The organism is Pseudobythopirellula maris, assembly GCF_007859945.1.
Classification (GTDB): domain Bacteria; phylum Planctomycetota; class Planctomycetia; order Pirellulales; family Lacipirellulaceae; genus Pseudobythopirellula; species Pseudobythopirellula maris.
This window is the reverse complement of sequence record NZ_SJPQ01000001.1, coordinates 1,196,110-1,213,552: the sequence shown is the minus strand read 5'-3', so window position 1 is coordinate 1,213,552 and position 17,443 is coordinate 1,196,110. Positions and strand designations below refer to the sequence as shown.

Below are 17,443 nucleotides of genomic sequence, written 5' to 3'. Positions count from 1 at the left end.
CTAGCGGCAGCGATCCGAGTCGGATCGCTGCCGCTGAGAAGCTCAAATGCTGTGTGTCTTAGGAGTAGACGCGCCCAGTGCGATCGCCCGGATTCATCCGGGGAGAGCACGAAGCCTCATAGGTCACTGGTGTTAACGACTTCTTCCCCCGCGCGGGTGACGAAATCCTCAAGGAAAGCTAGGTCGGCGTCCTTCTTCATCGATCGGCTACTGCCGTCGCAGAGCGTGACGTTCACGATCCCCACGTGATCACTACCAAACCACGCACGGCAACCACCGCTGGCGTCAGGGTCACAATCATCCGACTGGTACTGCCACTTATCCTGGGCAATCCCACCGCCCTGGATGGAATTTCTCAGATCCGAGGGAACGCCACGCGTTCCGCCGGGGAAGAGTGAAAAAACATGTGTGGGAGCAGCGGTGCCCAAGATCGACCCCGGGTTGAAGTCGCCGTTGTAGATTGACACGCTGAGTGACATCCAATTGGAGTTCTCGCCCAGCATAAGTGTGTTCGAGGTGCCGTCGCTGATCTTCGACAGCGAAAGGCGATCTACAAAACGGTCTCCTACTTCCTTACGCTGAACAATCGCGCCGTCGAGGTACTCTGGGTACTTCCCTTTCGCATGACGCCACGTGCTACTAATACACGCGTAATCACCACGGATCCCCTTCTCCGAGCCGCTGCCAGTGACAGTGACAGGTGCTCCCGTTGGGCTGACCAGGTTGGGGATTTGCTCGCTATCGAGATAATTCAGAGACGGTTCATGCGACCGGGACGGGCACAAGAAAGTTGCGACCGGCGCGAATCGGAACTGCTGGGATTGGTTATCGAACACGTCGTTGATGTCCATCAGATCGGCGATATTACCAGCCTCCATGTAGGGCAAGATCACGGCGGCCCATGTCATTCGACCATTCGGATCGATCCGGCTCGGGGGCAAGTGTTTAGTCGCGTCGTGGTACATGTGCACCGCCAGCCCCAGCTGCTTGCAGTTGTTCAAGCACTGCGAGCGTCGAGCGGCCTCGCGTGCCGACTGCACGGCCGGCAACAGCAACGCCACCAAGATGCCGATAATGGCGATCACCACTAGCAGCTCCACCAGCGTGAAGCCCCTTTGGGTCGATTTTGACATTCCGTAGCCTCCGGCGTTTAACACTTTTCCGTACCTCTTAGAAATGATTGCCCGCTGGTCGCGGGCGTGGTTGCCTGTTCCTGGCCGTTGCTGGCCGCAAAGTATCCGTGCCGCCTCAGCCGCGACGCCGGGCGGCGCCCGCAGCCACGATCGCCATCAAGCTCAGCAGAGCTGCAGCGGGCTCGGGTATCGACGTCGAATTCGACGAGCTAGCCATCTCTTGCAGGTTGTCGCGCCAGACCGTGAAGTCGGCGGCGTCGACCACCCCGTTCAGGTTGCCGTCGGCTTGCAGGCCAATGCCATTCGACTCGTTGAAGTGAGCGACCCAGAAGTCGTAGTCGTCCATGTCGACGTCGCCGTCTTGGTCGTAGTCACCGGGGGTGGCGAAGGCCTCGTAGAGCACCACACCAGCCATACCGTCCTCTTGACCCATCATCAAGAAGTTGAAATCGAGGTCTTGGGCGCCACCGCTAAACAGCGGGCCGAGGTTGAACGTCGCCCCCGGGGCGAGCTCGGTGAAACCCTCCGAGTCGAATTCGGCGAGCAGGTTCGAGCTGATGTCGAGCGCCTCTAGCCAATCGTTCGCCTGGTCATCCTGATCGTCAAGGCTGTCCCAGCCGGCCGTGGAGAGCGAGCCTTCGTCCGAGAGGATCTCGTAACCGTCGATCTGCACCGCGGTGTCCGAGGCGTTGCGGAGGATCGCGTCGCCCGAGCCGGTCGGGTCAACGTAGAGCACAAGCGAGTTGATCTTGTCGCCCACGTATTCCACCACGCCGGGGAACTCGGTGCCGTCCGAAGCGCGGCGGTAACCGAACGACAGATTCTCGTTCGACTGGCCAAAGTCCCCCGCGAGAGCGTCGTAGAGGTTGCCGAGCGCGATGTCGCCGCTGAACGTGGCGTCGGCGCCAACTTTCAACTCGGCGATGTTGTTAGCGGTTTGCGCGGTCTCGACCCAGTCAGCGCCGTATTGGCCCGACTCGTTGAGGCTGGTCCACTCGCTGGCGTTGTCCACGAGGGCGCCCTCGTCCGAGCCGACGAAGTAGCCGTCGAACGCGATCGACGTGGAGCCGGGATGCGTGATCGTCATCGCACCGGTGTTGCGGTTCACCTGCAACACGAGAACCTCTTCGATCGAGGCGTTGAGCGAGGTACGTCCGCCACCCAAATCGGACTGCGACAGCACCACGGTTTCGTTGGTGGCGAGGGGCACGTTGGTCGTGTAGGAGTCGAAATCGCCAAAAATATTATTGGCTTGCATAACGGACCATGACTCGCCGGCGGCGGGCGTGTGTCCGTTGAAGTTGAGGTTGAGCATGCCGTTCAGGTTGGCGTTGACGCCTGCTGAGATCGAGCCGTTCGAGCTGGCTCCCATCACCTCGACCTGGTAAGTGCTCGAATCACTAAACGAGACGTTGCCGCCCGTCGTGAAATTGGCGTTGGGGTACACCTGAGTGAGAGCGCGGAGCGTCACTGAGGAATTGCCGAGCGATTCGAGGTTCGCAGCGGCGCCGCTGGTGTCGCCGACGCGAAGGATGTTGTTATCTCCCGCGCGGAGTGAGATGCCCCCCTCTGCGGTGAGGGTGCCTCCCGGAAGGATGGTGACCGAACTCGTCGAGTTACCGCTGGTGTTGCCAATCGTGAGTTCACCGGGCGAACTCGCTCCGATCACGATATTCAGGACGCCACCATTGCGGATCTCGAGGCCGCCCGTGGATCCTCCAGCGTTGCCGACCACCACACGGGTGGGATCGCCATCCGCCTGCTCGTCGAGGTAGGCGACTCCGCCATGCTCGATGAAGGCTTGTTCGTCGAACGACACGTCGGGGACGAAATTGTTATGCACCCCCGGGGAGGGGCTTTCCCACCAGTTGTCCGGATCGTTGTAGTCGCCATCCGGGCCGGCGGGCGCCGGCAATGGATTGACGTTGGAATTCGGATTCCGGAACGTGTATTGGGTTTGTGCTTGGGCTACCGGGCTAAATGCAAGCAAGCAAGCGGCCAGAGTCCCAACCACACAAATAGCGTTCCGAAGGCGAGAGCAGGGAACGTGTTGGATGAGGTATTCCATCAAAGTTGCCGTCAGGTTCGGGTGAGTCGTAATTGTGGTAATACTGCCGGGGTTCTCTTGGAAGAAGAGTTGGTCTAGCAGCAATTGAGCGATCGCTGCGGGCTTCAGCGGCTGCGACGCAGCAAGGTCAGCAAGCCAGCCATGGCAAACAGCAGCGACAGGGCGGCCGGCTCTGGGACACTGAGGAAATTGAGGTTCACCTCAGCGAGCGAGCCGCCGTAATTCTGTTTCCACTGGTCGAAGTCGTCAAAGTCCACAAACCCGTCGTTGGTGAGGTCTCCCTCCGCACGTGAGGAGACTCCCTGACGGAAGTGATCGGCGATGAGTTGCAGGTCAGCAAGGTCGATGACGCCGCTTCCGTCGACATCGCCGGGAAGGCCCGACTCCGCAGCCGTGCCGATGATGTAGAGACCCATGTCACGCGAAGCTTCTCTCCCACCCCCCTCGGGGTACCATGATCCTGCGGCGTAAGCGTCCATGCCGTCGTTGTTGTAACGAATGGCGCCCAGGTTGGCGCCGTTGGCGTTCTGTGCGTCGGAGAACTCAAAACCGTAGCCTTGGGTGCCCGTGTCGCGCTGCTCGAGCGTGAAGACATCACCGCCGGAGAACGCGATGCTCATCCAGTCCGTTGTGTTGATGAGCTCTTCGAAGCTGAATTGGTAGATCGGCGCGCCCGAAGGGCTCCAAGACGCCGCCGCGATATCCTCCACTTCGTAGATGCGAAGATTCAGACCATCGGACGGCCTTTCGACGTGGAGCGACAGGATGATCTCTCCCACGTTGATCGTGTCGCTCAATTGGAAGGTCTGCCGGAGGTTGCGCTGGCCATCGCCCGTCGTGGCGATATTGCGTGCGGCAGTGCTTTTACCCTCGTCGTAAGGGTTGTGGGTGTAAACCGACACGTCTTCGCCCATCGGGTCGGGCAACGTCGCGGTGGGGTCGGTGACCGTGACGGTCGCATGAGCGATAGACGCCATGAAAAGCGTTGCGATGGCGAATACAAGCGCCCGCGTCCCAGCCGTGAACAAGGAGTTTTGCCAGTTGATGGTCATTGTCGGTTTCCTCGTTGAGATGCGTGTTTCCGTGGGTAGCGGAGCCCAGCTTAACCTGGAGGCTGAGTTGTACGGGTCACGCAACGATTGGTGTCATTCGTAAATTTGATCGAGTTCACTATCAGAAAGCTGAATGCATTGGGGTGCTACAGCTCTGGGTTATCGAGTTCACAGCAGAAGACGCCTCTAGCAAACGAATTAAAGCGATCGCTCTGGAGGAGCCTCCGATACAGGTCAGCGGTTACTGCAAAGACTTCACGCCGCGCCGGCTGAGCAATAAACCAGCGATTGCTGCGAGGCACCATGTGGCTGGCTCGGGCACGCTGAGGAAGCTGATGTTCAGTTCCGAGAGCGAACCCCCTTCGGCGAGCAGACCGGTCTTGAACTGTCGAAAGTCGGTGAAAGTCACCTGGCCATCTCCGTTCAGGTCGCCCTCGCTGCGGAAGTCAACCATCTGGCGGTAGTTCGTCCTGATGGGAGTCAGGTCCGTCGCATTGACCACGCCATCGCCGTTGGTGTCGCCTTCCTTGAAGATAAAGGAGGTCACCACATCTTCGCGTTCGGTGCCGATGCGGATCTCGTCGATCGCCATTTGGGCGTAAAGGCCCGAAGCGTTTGAGCCACCCGTGAAGACGCGGAACCCATCGAATTGGTAGTCATCGACGCCGACGTTCGATACGTCAGGAGCGCCGAGAGCCGCCATCGGATCGAGTATGGGGTTGAACCACACGCTGAGCGAATCGTCCATCACGCCGTCATCGCCGCCGACGATGTCCACCTTGATCAAAGAGAACACCAATTCCGATTGTGAGATGTCGGAGTAGTCCGAAGTGCCATCGATATCGATCCCGCTGTAAACGCCCCACTCTTCCACATCCGATCGCGTGGACTTGCCGACGCTGAATTGCTCGGTTCCACCGAGTCGCGCTTGAAAGATGGCGGCTCGCGTGAAGTTGTCGGCCGCGGTTTCGTGCGGCGTTTGCCGCTCACCGATAAAGCTCATCCAGTAGGTGCCAGCCTCGAGACCGAGATTGGAAGTCATGTTCCGGACCGGCGAGGCCGAGCCGCTTGCACCACCGATCAAGGCATGGTTGCCGAAGGTCGGCAGGTCGGTCGAGCCGTCGTTGTAGGCTAGGCTGCCGGCGACAACCACGGCGTCGCCGCCGCTGCTCCAGCCGCCATCCCAGCCGTAGCCGCCGTTCTGGCCGATGAGGTTTCCTTCGGGATAATCAAACCCCTCGTAGGCGAGGATGTCGGCCCGGGCGCCCGTGGGGGCCAAGGCGATCAGGCAGCCCATGAGACAAAAGACAGCAGGTGTCAATTTCATCGAATTCATTCTCCAGATTGCCGAGCCGACGCTGCGGTCGAAGACTCCCCTCGCGCAAGCCAACCGGTTCGAATACCGGTTGTAAGCGAGGGGAAAGTCCGCCGAGGACAACGCCGAACGTCATCGTAATCGCTGAATTGGAAGAGTCCGTGGGCAGAGCAACCGCCCGCGTCCGCACTGTGTATGTAAACTACGTGTTTCTAAAGATTATGTCTACAAATTCCCAAACACGCTCGTTAGGCAAGCGTTTATTGGGCGAAAATTTTCACTTCTACGCACGGTATGCCCGGCGTGGTGCGCCGAGCGAGGTTGTGCTTTAGACGGTGAACCGCTATAGGAGTCGCTGTCGTTACGCCGGGTGGGTCTACTTCAGTACACGCAAGGTGTGTGACAACAAGGTGTCCTTAACGACTGGTCGAAGCGGGGCGAATCAAGCCGTTGTTCATCACCCTTGGAGCGCATGCACCAAAGTCATGGCGCACCTTAGTGATGGCCGATACCAAAACTCAGCAAGAATCCCCAAACGGGATTAATTGACTGGATTGAATTGGGTACGCGCCTCGACAAAGTCGCTTGGATAGGTGTTGCGGCGGTCGATCCGCCGTTGCTTGAAATGCCGGCCGGAGATTTCCAACCGGATGCCGCACATCGAACGCTTTGTTCCGTAATCTGACGAGCTAAAGCGAAAAGTTAGCTGCTCTTCAGGGTCCGCCCTTAGGCGGAAGCTGCCGAACGGCAATAGCCGACTTCCCCAGACTAATCTGGGCAGGCATCTAAACGCAATACCTAAATCTCGCAAAAACGCCCGGTAAAAAGTGCCTATTGAGACAATCTGAGGGGCCCTCGTTTCCCGTTTCGGGCGAATGGCGCCTTGGAGCTGTCTTTTAGGGCTTGTCGAGTCCTGGTCAGGGACGAACGACCCGCTGGCATGGCCTGATTTGCGATCAACAGCTTTAGCGGCTGTTAGCTGCGGAGAACCCTAAAATGCCTCCCGGCAAGACGTCGCAGCGTGTGCCCCTTGTCCCTCCATTGATGCTTCTATGGCGGGGCGGTCAAAGCCTTGAAACAGGACAGGGGCAGCGGCAGAAGGCTTGGTCATTCTGCCCCGGTTTCTCATCTGATTGGCCATTGAATCCGCTTCTGTTTGAAAGCCAGGCATGCTCTTTAGCTTGTTGGGCCATTACCGCTATGCGTGCGGGGACATACGCGTAGCGTCCAAGGTCGGATCACACAGCTCTGCAAAATTGTGGGAAAGAATATACAAAATTATTATTATTCCAGTCGACAAGCCCCGCCACGCCTAGGTAACTTATAAAGGTCGTTTCCGCAGCTATACGAAGCTTGGTCACGGCGGCACTTATCTTTGACCGAGAGTCTTTTTTGTCGCGACTGTGGGCGCATCTAGCTGATTTTGATTAGCGATGCGAGACCCCAGGGGGGGGGACCCGACTGACTTACAGTCATTGACCTCATAGCGCGGCGTTACACCTCTTCACCTGGAGTTACTTCTAATGATAGGACGTTACATCAAACTGTCGGCATGCGCTGCGGCGCTCGCCGCCACGCTGGCCATGACCAACGACGCCTCGGCCGAGTTGCTCGCTTACGAAGGGTTCGACTACGATCCGGGCGCGCTGAGCGGTCAGAACGGCGGCGATGGCTGGGGCGGCTCCTGGGGCGCCGGTGAAGTTGTCTCGGGAAGCCTCGGTTACGGCTCGCTGACGACCACCGGCAACTCGGCCCTTTTCGAGGGCTCGAACTCTTACCGCCTGCTCGACGACGCTTACGGCGCTGGTACTTACTACATCAGCTTCGTCGGTCTGCGCCAGTCGCCGCACGCCACGCTCGATGAGAACGTGATCCGCGCCAGCAGCTTCCAGATTCACCACAGCACGGGCGACGAGCGTCTCGGCGCCGGCAAGACCACGACCGCTTCGCCGGACGTGAAGTACAACTGGGCGGCGTTCTCGGACGGCTCGGGCGACTTCCTTGAGGAGTCGAGCACGCCGATCACCGAGCAGGCCTTCATTCTGCTCGAGGTCGTTGTCGCCGACGACACGAACGGCGAGGGCCCGGGCGTCAGCAGCGACGTGGCCCGCATGTGGGTCAACCCGAGCCTCGACGGACCGCTCGGCGTCGCCGACGTGGAGTTGAACCAAGCGGATGGCAACAACCACGACTACCTGTTCAACCAGATCCGCGTGTTCGCGGGTGGTTCGAATAGCGCCGGTCCGGCCGCCTTCTTCGCTATCGACGAGATCCGCATCGGTACGACGCTCGGAGACGTCACCCCCGTGGTGCCCGAGCCGACGACCGCCATGCTCGGCCTGCTGGCCGCTGTGGCCGGTTTGGTCGCCCGTCGTCGCTGAGGCCAAGTATCGCTGATGCCCGTCGCCGCTATCCCATGCGGCGCTGCATCGCGATGAGATCGATTGAACGAAGCGTCCCCGGCGAACCTCGCCGGGGACGCTTTTTTTATGCTCCCCCGCTATTCGCTCGAATGCTCGATAGCCTCGGTCGCATCAAGGAAGCCGTCGCCGTTATGGTCGAGGCGATCGAAACGCGAGATCGGGCCGAAGAACTCCTGGCGACTTAAATCGCCGTCTCCGTTCAGGTCGCCGCCGGCGAACCAATCGGGGGTCTCGCCCGTGTTCTCGGCTGAGCGAACGACCGCCGGTTCTTCGAAGCCGCCGAGATCGCGAGCCGTGCGGTAGCAAGCGAAGGTCATCCGCCACGGCAACTCGGGCAGCGAGATGCCCCCGTCGTCGTTCGTGTCGATCTCGGCCAGCCGCTGGGGGGTTTCGGCTACCTCGCGTTCGCCGAGTCGCCCGTCGCCGTTTTGGTCGAGGCGTGCAAACAGCGCGTCGCCACGGTCGTGCGCCACGACACGCACCTGGCTGGCCGACGCCGCGCGACCCAGGAGCAGCAAGGACTCGATGTCTTTGGAATCGAGGCGGCCATCGCCGTCTTGGTCGTAGGCTTCGAACAGCCCACCGATCTGCTCCGCGGCGAACGCCTCTTCGGCGTCGACGTAGCCATTCTCGTCGCTGTCGAGTCGGGCAAACAGCTCAGCCGCCTCGGCTGTTGCGTTGCCCTGGGGCGCCTCGTCCACGGCGGCGAAGAACAACTCGCCGCCGCCGATCGCAACGAGGGCGGCGTTCGGGGCCATGGTCTCCGCTCGGATGGGCGCCCGATCGGAAGGCAAGAGCTCGAGCCTGGGCGGCTGGAAAGGCTGAATACCGTCCCCCTCCCCTAGGCCAAAATCGATGTGCAGCGAAGCGGGGGCGGGCGCCTTGGTGACCTCGCGCCAGTCGCTATCCGACAAGGTCCCGTCACCCCCCGCGTCCAGTTCACGGTGGAGCGAGGCGAAGCGGCCGAAGCCCGAAGGTGTGAGCCAGCGGCCCTTGCCGTAGAGCAGCGTGGCGGCGTAGCCGAACCGCTGGGCGTCGTCCGAAGACTCGAGCAGCAGGGCGGCGTGGTGGTCGCCGCCGTAGTCGGCAGGCCCTTGCATGGCGGCGTTGGGATCGCGTGAGGCGATCACGTCTGCGAGCGAGAGCAGCTCGTCGCGTTCGATGATCAGATTGTCGTTCACGTCGCGGCGGGCGAGACGCGTTGGGGCGGACTCGATCTCGGCGGCCGAGAGAGCGCCGCTCGAGTCGGAGTCGAGCACACGCCACACGGGCGATCGGCGGGGGTCGATGGCGTAGGCCCGTGAGCTGGTCAGACGCAACGCGGCCGCTCCAGCGCCGCCCCGCAGCCAGGACCGCGCCTCGGCGCGGTCGACGCGGCCGTCGCGGTCGGCGTCGAAGTCATCGGCGTTCGGTGCGGCCCCGGCCGATCGGCCGATCGGACCGGATAGCAGCGCCTCGTTCACGGCGAGCTCTTCCCAGCTGGGGTAGCCATCGCCGTCCATGTCTGCGGCGGCGAGCACAAACTCCACAAGCCGGTCGACCCCCGAGCCGTGCGGCCGCCCGTCGAGCGTGATCCGCACGTCGACGAGCATCGGCCCCTCGGGGGTGAGGATCACGACCCGGTTGGCGGGCGCGGGCTCGGGCTCAGATGTGAGATCTGGGGTGGTCTCAGCGGCCGTTCTCTCGCCGTCGGCCGTCGCCGGCTCGGGGGTGGCGGCGGTGTCGTTGTCGCTGGGCGCTGCTAAAACCTCAGGGACCGGATCGGCCGCAGGGGCTTCGTCTTCGGCGGCTTCTTCTAATTCTTCTATAGCAGCTTGGTCGACAGCAGCTTGGTCCACGGCGGGCGGGGTCGGATCGGGTGGCGGCGCCGGTTTCGAGCAGCCGGTGGCCAGCATCAAGGCGGCAAGACAGAGGCCGATTCGCATAGGTCGTCCGCCGGGAGGATGAGTCGGCGCCGTCGTAGAAGCAAGAATGTTAATTACTCCCTCTCCCCGAGGGGGAGGGTTGGGATGGGAGTGAAGCGGGTGCCCGGGGCGCCCCCATCCTAGCCCTCCTCCAAGGGGGGCTACTCGGCCTGCGATCAGGCGAGCAGCCGGTCGATCGGCGTCCCCTCGGCGATGGGGAACGGCCGGCCGCCGACGCCCACGTTCTCGCTCGTGGGGTCGACGCCCACCGCCTGGCAGAAGGTGGCGAGCACATCGCCGATGGCGACCGGGTCTTCCTCGATCGCCTCGCCGCCGGCGCTGGTCTTGCCGAAGGCCTGGCCGCCCGCAACACCGCCGCCGGCCATCACGCAGCTCCAGCCGTTGGGCCAGTGGTCGCGGCCCCCCATGCTGTTGATCGTCGGCGTGCGGCCGAACTCACCCATCCACAGGATGGTGGTTGTCTCTAGCAGGCCGCGCTCGCCGAGCTCACGCATCAAGGCGCCCCAGCCCGTGTCGAGCTGGCCGCACAGGCCCTTCACTTGGTTGAAGATGTCGTCGTGCGTGTCCCAGCCAAGGCCCTCGGCGCCGAGCGCCACCTCAACGAACGGCACGCCGCGCTCGATCAGCCGACGGGCGAGCAGGCACCCCTGGCCGAAGCGGCCTTTGCCGTAAGACTCGCGTACCTTGGCCGGCTCCTGCGACAGGTCGAACGCCGTGCGGGCGTCGCCGCGCATCAGCTCGATCGCCTGCCGGTAGAGGCTGTCGTGGGCGTCGTGGACGGGCTGCGGCTCGGCGCCGCCGGCCGACCGGCCTAGGAAACCTTGCTGCATCGTGTTCCACAGCTCCATCCGCCGGGCCTGACGCTCGGGGTCGACGCCGGGCTGGGGCGAGAGGTTGTCGAGCTTGAGCTCGGCGAAACCCTCGCCGCCATCGGTCGCCGGTTGGGCGTCGCCGCCGACCACCGCCGGGGCGAACCGCGGCCCGAGGAACCCGGGGCTGAAGGCCGCCGGCGCGAACCGCGGCGGCCCGACGCTCACGTACTGCGGCAACGCCACGCGCGGCGCCTCGAGCTCTTTCGACACCGAGCAAGCGATCGACGGGTACTGCACCACGCCGCCGGGCGACTGGCCGGTGCGGGCCAGGTGCGTGGCGCGCTCGTGGTCGCCTTCCTTGGTTTTGAGCGACCTAATCACAGCGAGCCGGTCGGCCTGCTCGGCCAATTGCGGCAGGTGTTCGCAGAACCTGAGGCCGGGCGCCTTGGTCTGGATCTCTTTGAACTCGCCACCGTTGGCGTGCCCCGGCTTCATGTCGAACGTGTCCATCTGGCTCGGCCCGCCCGACATCCAGAGCAGAATCGCCTGCCGACGGCGACCTGGATCGGCGGCCGCGGCGGCGGCCATCTGTGGGAACCAACCGGTGCAGCTCGCCCCCACGAGCCCCAGGCCGCTGAGACGCATCATGTCGCGTCGCGAAAGTCGGGCTTGGCTCGGCATGGTGTTCGCTCGGGAGAAAGGGAGGAATTGTGATGGCCACAAAAGGGGACGAAAAGCCGCTGAAAATTTTGCTGTAACGGCTCTCTTTTTTCTTGTGCACTTTAGTGCTTTTTCATGGCTATCTCGATCACGGTTCAAAAGCCATTTCGGCGTTGTTCAGCAGCGCCCATAGCAGGTCTGACAAGGCGGCTGGCAGGTCGCTTCCTTGGCCGTTCTTTTCGAGGTAGCCGAGCGCCGCGGTGCGCTCTTCTTCGAGCGGCGGTCTTGAGAGCGTGGCGAGGAAGAGCGATTCGACTCGCTCCCTGTTCGAGTAGAACGGCGCCTTGAGCGCCGCTACGGCGCCGGGCAGCTCGGGGTTGGTGACGCGGGCGATCGTGTCGCCGTTGAGCAGGTAAAGGGCTTGCAGCGTGCTGCCGCCGAACTCGCGGCGGTCTTCGGCCGCCGAGCGCATCTTGCTGACGAAGGCGTCGCGTTGCGGGTCGAACAGCACGGCGCCCCCCATCGAGCCGTTGCCGTAGTTGGGCGCCGGCGCGATCCGCGCCAGGCTGTCGTAGAGCTGCTCGGGCGTGAGGGTCTTGGGGCTCATGGCCGCGAAATGGCCGACCGCCCCGGGCGCCACTTTCTGGCCCTCCGAGCCGTGGCTCGCCAGCTGGTAAGCCTCGGTCTGGGCCAGCACGCCCATGAGCCTGCGCAGGTCGAAGCCCGAGTCGACGAACCAATCGGAGAGTTCATCGAGCAACGCGGCGTGATCGTCTGGCAGGTGGGCGCCGTCGGCGTTGATCTCCTCGACCAGACCTTTGCCGAAGAGCTGCCGCCAAAGGCCATTGACCGCGGCGCGAGCCAAGTAAGGGTTGTCGCGCTCGGCCATCCATAGGGCCAACTGCATGCGACGCGACTCGTAGGGCGAGTCGCCCGGCTCGCCGCCGCCGAGGTAGCGCGGCGGAACCGCCGCCTCGTAGTCGGGGGGCGTCAGCTCGCCCACTTCGGCGTCCGTGATGCGCAGCGGTCTGCCGGTGCGCATCGCCACCTCGCCCATGCCGCCATCGTCGGTCCGCACCCGGGCGAAGAACGCCGCGAACGCCCAGAAGTCGTCTTGCTTCCAGTCGGTGAACGGGTGGTCGTGGCACTCGGCGCACTCGAGGCTCACGCCCAAGAACTCACGCGTCGCGTTGGCCGCGAGCTTCTCGGGCTTCAACTCGTGGGCGGCAAAGTAATAGGCCGGCCCCAGCTGGTCGCCGTTGGTCGAAACCAGCAGGTCGTACGCCAGGTTGTCGTACCGCACGTTGCGGGCGAAGCGGTCACGGAGCCAGTTCTGAACGCCGGCCGAGCTGTTGCGGGCGCCAAAGCTGTCGTCCTCGGGCAGCAGTCGCTGCCGCCACACCGTGGCCATGTGCTCGGCGTGACGAGGCGAGGCGAGTAAACGCTGGACGAGCTCACTACGTTTGGTGGGCGACGGGTCGGCGAGGAAAGCACGGGCCTCGGCCACGCGCGGCGCCACGCCGATCAGGTCGAGCGAAACACGGCGCAAGAACGCGCCGTCCGAAGCCAGGGGCGCCTGCTCGACGCCCTCACGCTCCCAGTGCTCGGCGAGCGAGGCGTCGATCGTGGCGATCATCACACGGTCTTCGTCGGGGGCGTCGTTGAGGTCAGCGGCCCCCATATCGACGTCCGCCCGGGCGGCGCCCGACATCAATACCGCGACCAAAACCGCCAGGCTCAAGCCAAACGGCAGCCACGCGCGACGCAGCCATCTCTGAAAAGCAGAGGCCATCTTCGTCCAAGCCCCGGGATCTGCTGAATAGTTCCACCTTAAGGGTAGCCGTCTGACGTTGCGGGGTCCAGCAAGATTGGCCGAAGACACATATGTGGACAACTGGGCACTCTGCAGGGACCGCCCTCTGTGGCGGTCCGAACTGGGCACTCTGTAGGGACCGCCCTCTGTGGCGGTCCGAACCCTGGCGGACGAGCACTTTTCAACGAGCTTTTGCTGCTGTCCTTCAGCCACGGGCGTGGCCGTGTACCCGGGGCTGGAACGCCGCAGAGGGCGTTCCCTACAGGTCACCATCCCTGGGGGGCCGCCACCTGTAGTGGCGCCTTGTCGATGCCTTATAATCGCCGGCCATGAACAACCGTGAGATCGCCGCCGTTTTCGAGCGGGTCGCTGACCTGCTCGAGTTCCAGAACGCCAACCCGTTCCGGGTGAGGGCTTATCGTGGCGGCGCCCGCCGCGTGGGCGATTCACCCGAATCGCTCGCGGCGATCGTCGCCGACCGCGGGGCCGAGGCGCTCACCGAGCTCGACGGCGTGGGCAAAGACTTGGCGGGCAAGATCGCCGAGCTGGTTGAGACCGGCCGGCTGGAGATGCTTGAGGAGCTCTTGGCCGAGGTCCCCGCCGGGGTGCTCGACGTGATGCGCGTGCCGGGCCTCGGCCCGAAGAAAGCGGCCGCTTTGCACAAGGAACTCGGCGTTGCGACGCTCGAAGAGCTCCGCGCCGCCTGCGAAAGCAATCGGGTGCGCGACCTCAAAGGTTTCGGCGCCAAGACCGAAGAGAAGATCCTCGCCGGCCTAGCCATCGCGGCCAGCGCCCAGGAGCGGACCCGCTGGGCGAACGCCGAGCCGACCGTGCTCGCCGTTTTGGAGCACCTCGGTACGCTCGACGAGGTGCTGCGCATCGACCCGGCCGGCAGCTACCGCCGCGGCCGCGAGACGGTCGGCGACCTCGACTTCTTGGTCGACATCGGCGAGGAGCTCGACGCGGCGCTTGTCGAGAAGGTGATGGACCGCTTCGGGGCGTTCGAATCGGTCGATTCGGTCGTCGCCCGTGGCGAGACGAAAATGACGGTTCGCATGGCGAGCGGCTTGCAGGCCGACCTACGGGTCGTGCCGACCGAGTCTTACGGCGCCGCTCTGCAGTACTTCACCGGGTCGAAGGACCACAACGTCGAGGTCCGCGGCCGGGCGAAGCAGCGCGGTCTGAGAATCAACGAGTGGGGCGTTTTCAAGACCGACGATGACGGCGAGCAGGGCGAGCGCGTGGCCGGCGACAGCGAGGAAGACGTGTACGCCGCCCTCGATCTGCCCCGCTTCCCGCCAGAGCTGCGTGAGGCGCGGCGGGAGTTCGAGCTGGCCGAAGCGGGCCCGCTGCCAGAGCTCGTCACGCTCGACGATCTGCGCGGCGACCTGCACATGCACACCACCGCGACCGACGGCAAGGCGACGCTCGAAGAGATGGCCACGGCGGCCCGCGAGCGAGGGCTCGAATACATCGCGATCACCGACCACTCGAAGCGCGTGTCGATGGCCGGCGGCCTCGACGCCGAGCGGTTGCGCAAACAGTGGGCGATGATCGACGAGCTCCGCGCGACATTGCCCAAGGGCTTCTCGGTGCTCAAGGGGATCGAGTGCGACATCCTCGAAAAGGGAGGGATGGATCTGCCCGATGACGTGCTCGCCGAGGCCGACTGGGTAGTGGCCAGCCTGCACTACGGCCAGCAGCAGCCCCGCGCGCAGATCATGAAGCGGCTCGTCGGCGCCCTGGAGAACCCGTGGGTGTCGATCGTCGCCCACCCCACCGGCCGGCTGATCAACAAGCGGGAGTCGTACGACGTGGCTGTCGACGAGCTGATCGCCGCGGCGGCGGAGAACGGCAAGCTGCTGGAGCTGAACGCCAACCCCGCGCGGCTCGACCTGGACGACGTGCACTGCGCGGCCGCCAAGACCAAGGGCGTGCCGATCGTCATCTCGTCCGACGCCCACAGCGTCGAGGGCCTCGCCGTACTCAGGCACGGCGTGCAGCAGGCCCGCCGCGCTGGGCTGACGGCGTCGGACGTGGCGAACACGCGCACGTGGAAGCAGCTCGGCAAGCTCGTCCGCCGCGGTGAGTAATTTCCCTTCCCCTTCTGAGGAGGGAAATCGGAAGCCGGCAATATGCGACGACTTTGCCGGTTGCATCAAAGTTAACGCCCCCGAATCGCCGATCACCCCTGAGAGAGTGTTCCCCTCCGGGCAAAATTGGCGAGCAATGCAAGCGTTAGCTCCACGAAAATGGATCGCGGCCGTCGCCGTGCTGCTGGCGCCGTTGGCGAGCGGCTGCGTGGTGGCGCACAGCGGCTCTCACGAGCCGTCGGTGATCCATGACGCGGCGGAGTACCTGGAGCGTGAGTGGCCGCTCGACGGCGACGCTCGCGCTTCGTGTGGCGACTGTGCGCTCGAGTCCGTGCCCGTTGGCGACGATGGCGTTTGTGGCGAGCAAGGCTTCTTCGACGGCTGCGGCGGCGGACGCCATGGCGGCTGGTCGATGTACGAGGCCGAGGTGCCGCTCGAACCGGGCCCGCCGGGGCGGTTTTTTCCGGCTCCGACCAGGCCCGTTTTCACTCCTCAGCCGTGGTGAAAGCTCCTCAACTCCTGGCGGGTCGTCACCGCCGCACGCCCCAATAGGGGCAAGCGACGTGTTTTCGGCGGTTTCGTTGGCAGTTTGGGCCGTCTGTGACGGCCCCCGGTTGTGCGGTTGGAGCGGGTCGTGAGGCGAGGCCGATCCGAGACTTGTGCCGCCGACTCCCCGCCTGGGGATCGGCGTCTCCCGGCGCGAGGCAGCGTCGGCAACCGCCAAGAATCCCGCTCGATCCAGCCGCCGCCCATGCCTCTCCTACGCTCTTTCCGCTCCACGACCACCGCATGGGCATTCGTGGCGATCGTCGCCGCCGGAGCCGTTGCGCCGCAACACGCGTCGGCCGAGGTCTCCGACCTCCGCCGCACGCCGATCGTTCGCGCGGTCGAGGCGGTACGACCCTCGGTCGTCAACATCCAGGGGCAGAAGACGGTCGCCAATACGGGTGAGGCGAGCCGCCAGGTCAACGGCATGGGCACCGGCGTGGTGATCGACGCCCGCGGCTACATCCTCACCAACCACCACGTGGTCGACGGCGTCCGTCGGATCCGTGTCGGCCTGGACGACGGGCAGGTGTACACCGCCCGGCTGATCGCCCACGACCGCACGACCGACCTGGCCGTGATCAAGGTCGACGCCGGCCGGCCGCTGCCGACCATCACGATCGGCACTTCCAGCGACCTGATGACCGCCGAGCCGGTGATCGCCGTGGGCAACGCCTACGGCTACGACCACACCGTGACGCGCGGCATCATCTCGGCCCTGCACCGCGACGTGCAGGTGAGCGAGACCCAAGCCTACAAAGACCTGATCCAGACCGACGCGAGCATCAACCCGGGCAACTCGGGCGGGCCGCTGCTGTCGATCGAGGGGAAGATGATCGGCGTGAATGTCGCCGTGCGGGCCGGCGCCCAGGGGATCGGCTTCGCGATACCGGTGGACGACGCCCTCGAAATCGCCGCCCGGCTGATGAGCGTCGAGAAGCTTGAGAACCACTGGCACGGCCTGGAGACCGCCTCGATCCCCGCCTCCGACGAACTGGTGGTGCGGCGTGTGCTGAGCGGCAGCCCGGCGGCCGTGAGCGGCCTGCTGGTGGGCGACGTGATCGAACGCGTCGGCGACATCGACACGCACCGCTCGCTCGACCTCGAGCGGGCGTTGCTCGGTCAACGCTCGGGCGCCCCGATCGGCGTCGAGGTGCTCCGCGACGGCAAGCCGATGCAGGTGACCATGGCCATCACGCAACGCGGGACCCGCGCCCGGGCGATCGCCACAGCCGACGAGGGCGCCTGGCGCCTGCTCGGCATGACGCTCGACGCCGAACCTTCGGCCACTTTCGCCAGCCTCAAGACGCGTTACCGCGGCGGCATGCGGGTGGTCGACGTCCGCCGCGGCGGCCCGGCCGACCAGCAGGGCATTGTCTCGGGCGACATCCTGGTGGGCATGCACCGCTGGGAGACCTCGAGCACCGAGGACATCCGCTACATCGTCGACCACTCGACGATCGCGACGATGGACAACGTGAAGTTCTACGTCCTCCGCGGCGACGACACGCTGTTCGGCTACATGAACCTCGCCGCCGCCAGCAACGGAAAAGCGAGCCGCTGAAGTCGCCCGCTAGTCGATCCTCGTAGCCGATGGCTCATG

Annotated in this window: 11 protein-coding genes; 4 read left to right on the top strand and 7 right to left on the bottom strand. The window is 64.2% G+C overall.

Going from position 1 to position 17,443, the window contains the following annotated elements; all coding sequences use genetic code 11:
- Positions 1-116: 116 nt before the first annotated feature.
- From Mal64_RS04480 to Mal64_RS04465, 4 genes are all read right to left on the bottom strand, one after another.
- On the bottom strand, positions 117-1,133 hold the full coding sequence (locus tag Mal64_RS04480; protein ID WP_146397462.1) for a DUF1559 domain-containing protein: 1,017 nt from the start codon (positions 1,131-1,133) through the stop codon (positions 117-119).
- 115 nt (positions 1,134-1,248) lie between these two features.
- Positions 1,249-2,976, bottom strand: a complete 1,728-nt coding sequence (locus tag Mal64_RS04475) for a hypothetical protein (RefSeq protein WP_197525447.1) — start codon at positions 2,974-2,976, stop codon at positions 1,249-1,251.
- Positions 2,977-3,305: 329 nt separating this feature from the next.
- Entirely contained in the window at positions 3,306-4,253 is a 948-nt protein-coding gene (locus Mal64_RS04470) for a PEP-CTERM sorting domain-containing protein (RefSeq protein ID WP_146397458.1), read from the bottom strand.
- 241 nt (positions 4,254-4,494) lie between these two features.
- Positions 4,495-5,580, bottom strand: coding sequence for an EF-hand domain-containing protein (locus Mal64_RS04465; RefSeq protein ID WP_197525446.1), 1,086 nt, complete (start codon positions 5,578-5,580; stop codon positions 4,495-4,497).
- 1,511 nt (positions 5,581-7,091) lie between these two features.
- On the opposite strand from Mal64_RS04465, the gene Mal64_RS04460 reads away from it, so the two are divergent.
- Complete coding sequence (locus Mal64_RS04460; RefSeq protein WP_146397454.1) at positions 7,092-7,949, top strand: PEP-CTERM sorting domain-containing protein; 858 nt, start codon at positions 7,092-7,094, stop codon at positions 7,947-7,949.
- Positions 7,950-8,068: 119 nt separating this feature from the next.
- On the opposite strand, the gene Mal64_RS04455 is transcribed toward Mal64_RS04460, so the two are convergent.
- From Mal64_RS04455 to Mal64_RS04445, 3 genes are all read right to left on the bottom strand, one after another.
- On the bottom strand, positions 8,069-9,916 hold the full coding sequence (locus tag Mal64_RS04455; protein ID WP_146397452.1) for a hypothetical protein: 1,848 nt from the start codon (positions 9,914-9,916) through the stop codon (positions 8,069-8,071).
- Between the two features lie 155 nt (positions 9,917-10,071).
- Positions 10,072-11,409 carry a DUF1501 domain-containing protein gene (locus Mal64_RS04450; RefSeq protein ID WP_146397450.1) on the bottom strand — a complete coding sequence of 446 codons (1,338 nt, stop codon included), beginning with the start codon at positions 11,407-11,409 and terminating at the stop codon, positions 10,072-10,074.
- Between the two features lie 127 nt (positions 11,410-11,536).
- Positions 11,537-13,180: a DUF1549 domain-containing protein gene (locus tag Mal64_RS04445; protein ID WP_197525445.1), complete on the bottom strand. Its 1,644-nt coding sequence runs from the start codon at positions 13,178-13,180 to the stop codon at positions 11,537-11,539.
- Between the two features lie 350 nt (positions 13,181-13,530).
- Here Mal64_RS04445 and polX point away from each other — a divergent pair, with 350 nt between their 5' ends.
- The 3 genes from polX (at position 13,531) to Mal64_RS04430 (ending at position 17,404) form a co-directional block, all read left to right on the top strand.
- Positions 13,531-15,294 carry a DNA polymerase/3'-5' exonuclease PolX gene (gene polX / locus Mal64_RS04440; protein WP_146397445.1) on the top strand — a complete coding sequence of 588 codons (1,764 nt, stop codon included), beginning with the start codon at positions 13,531-13,533 and terminating at the stop codon, positions 15,292-15,294.
- 136 nt (positions 15,295-15,430) lie between these two features.
- Positions 15,431-15,799 (top strand): hypothetical protein, encoded by a 369-nt coding sequence (locus Mal64_RS04435; protein WP_146397443.1) that lies wholly within the window; start codon positions 15,431-15,433, stop codon positions 15,797-15,799.
- Between the two features lie 246 nt (positions 15,800-16,045).
- Complete coding sequence (locus tag Mal64_RS04430; RefSeq protein WP_146397441.1) at positions 16,046-17,404, top strand: trypsin-like peptidase domain-containing protein; 1,359 nt, start codon at positions 16,046-16,048, stop codon at positions 17,402-17,404.
- The last annotated feature ends 39 nt before the right edge of the window (positions 17,405-17,443 follow it).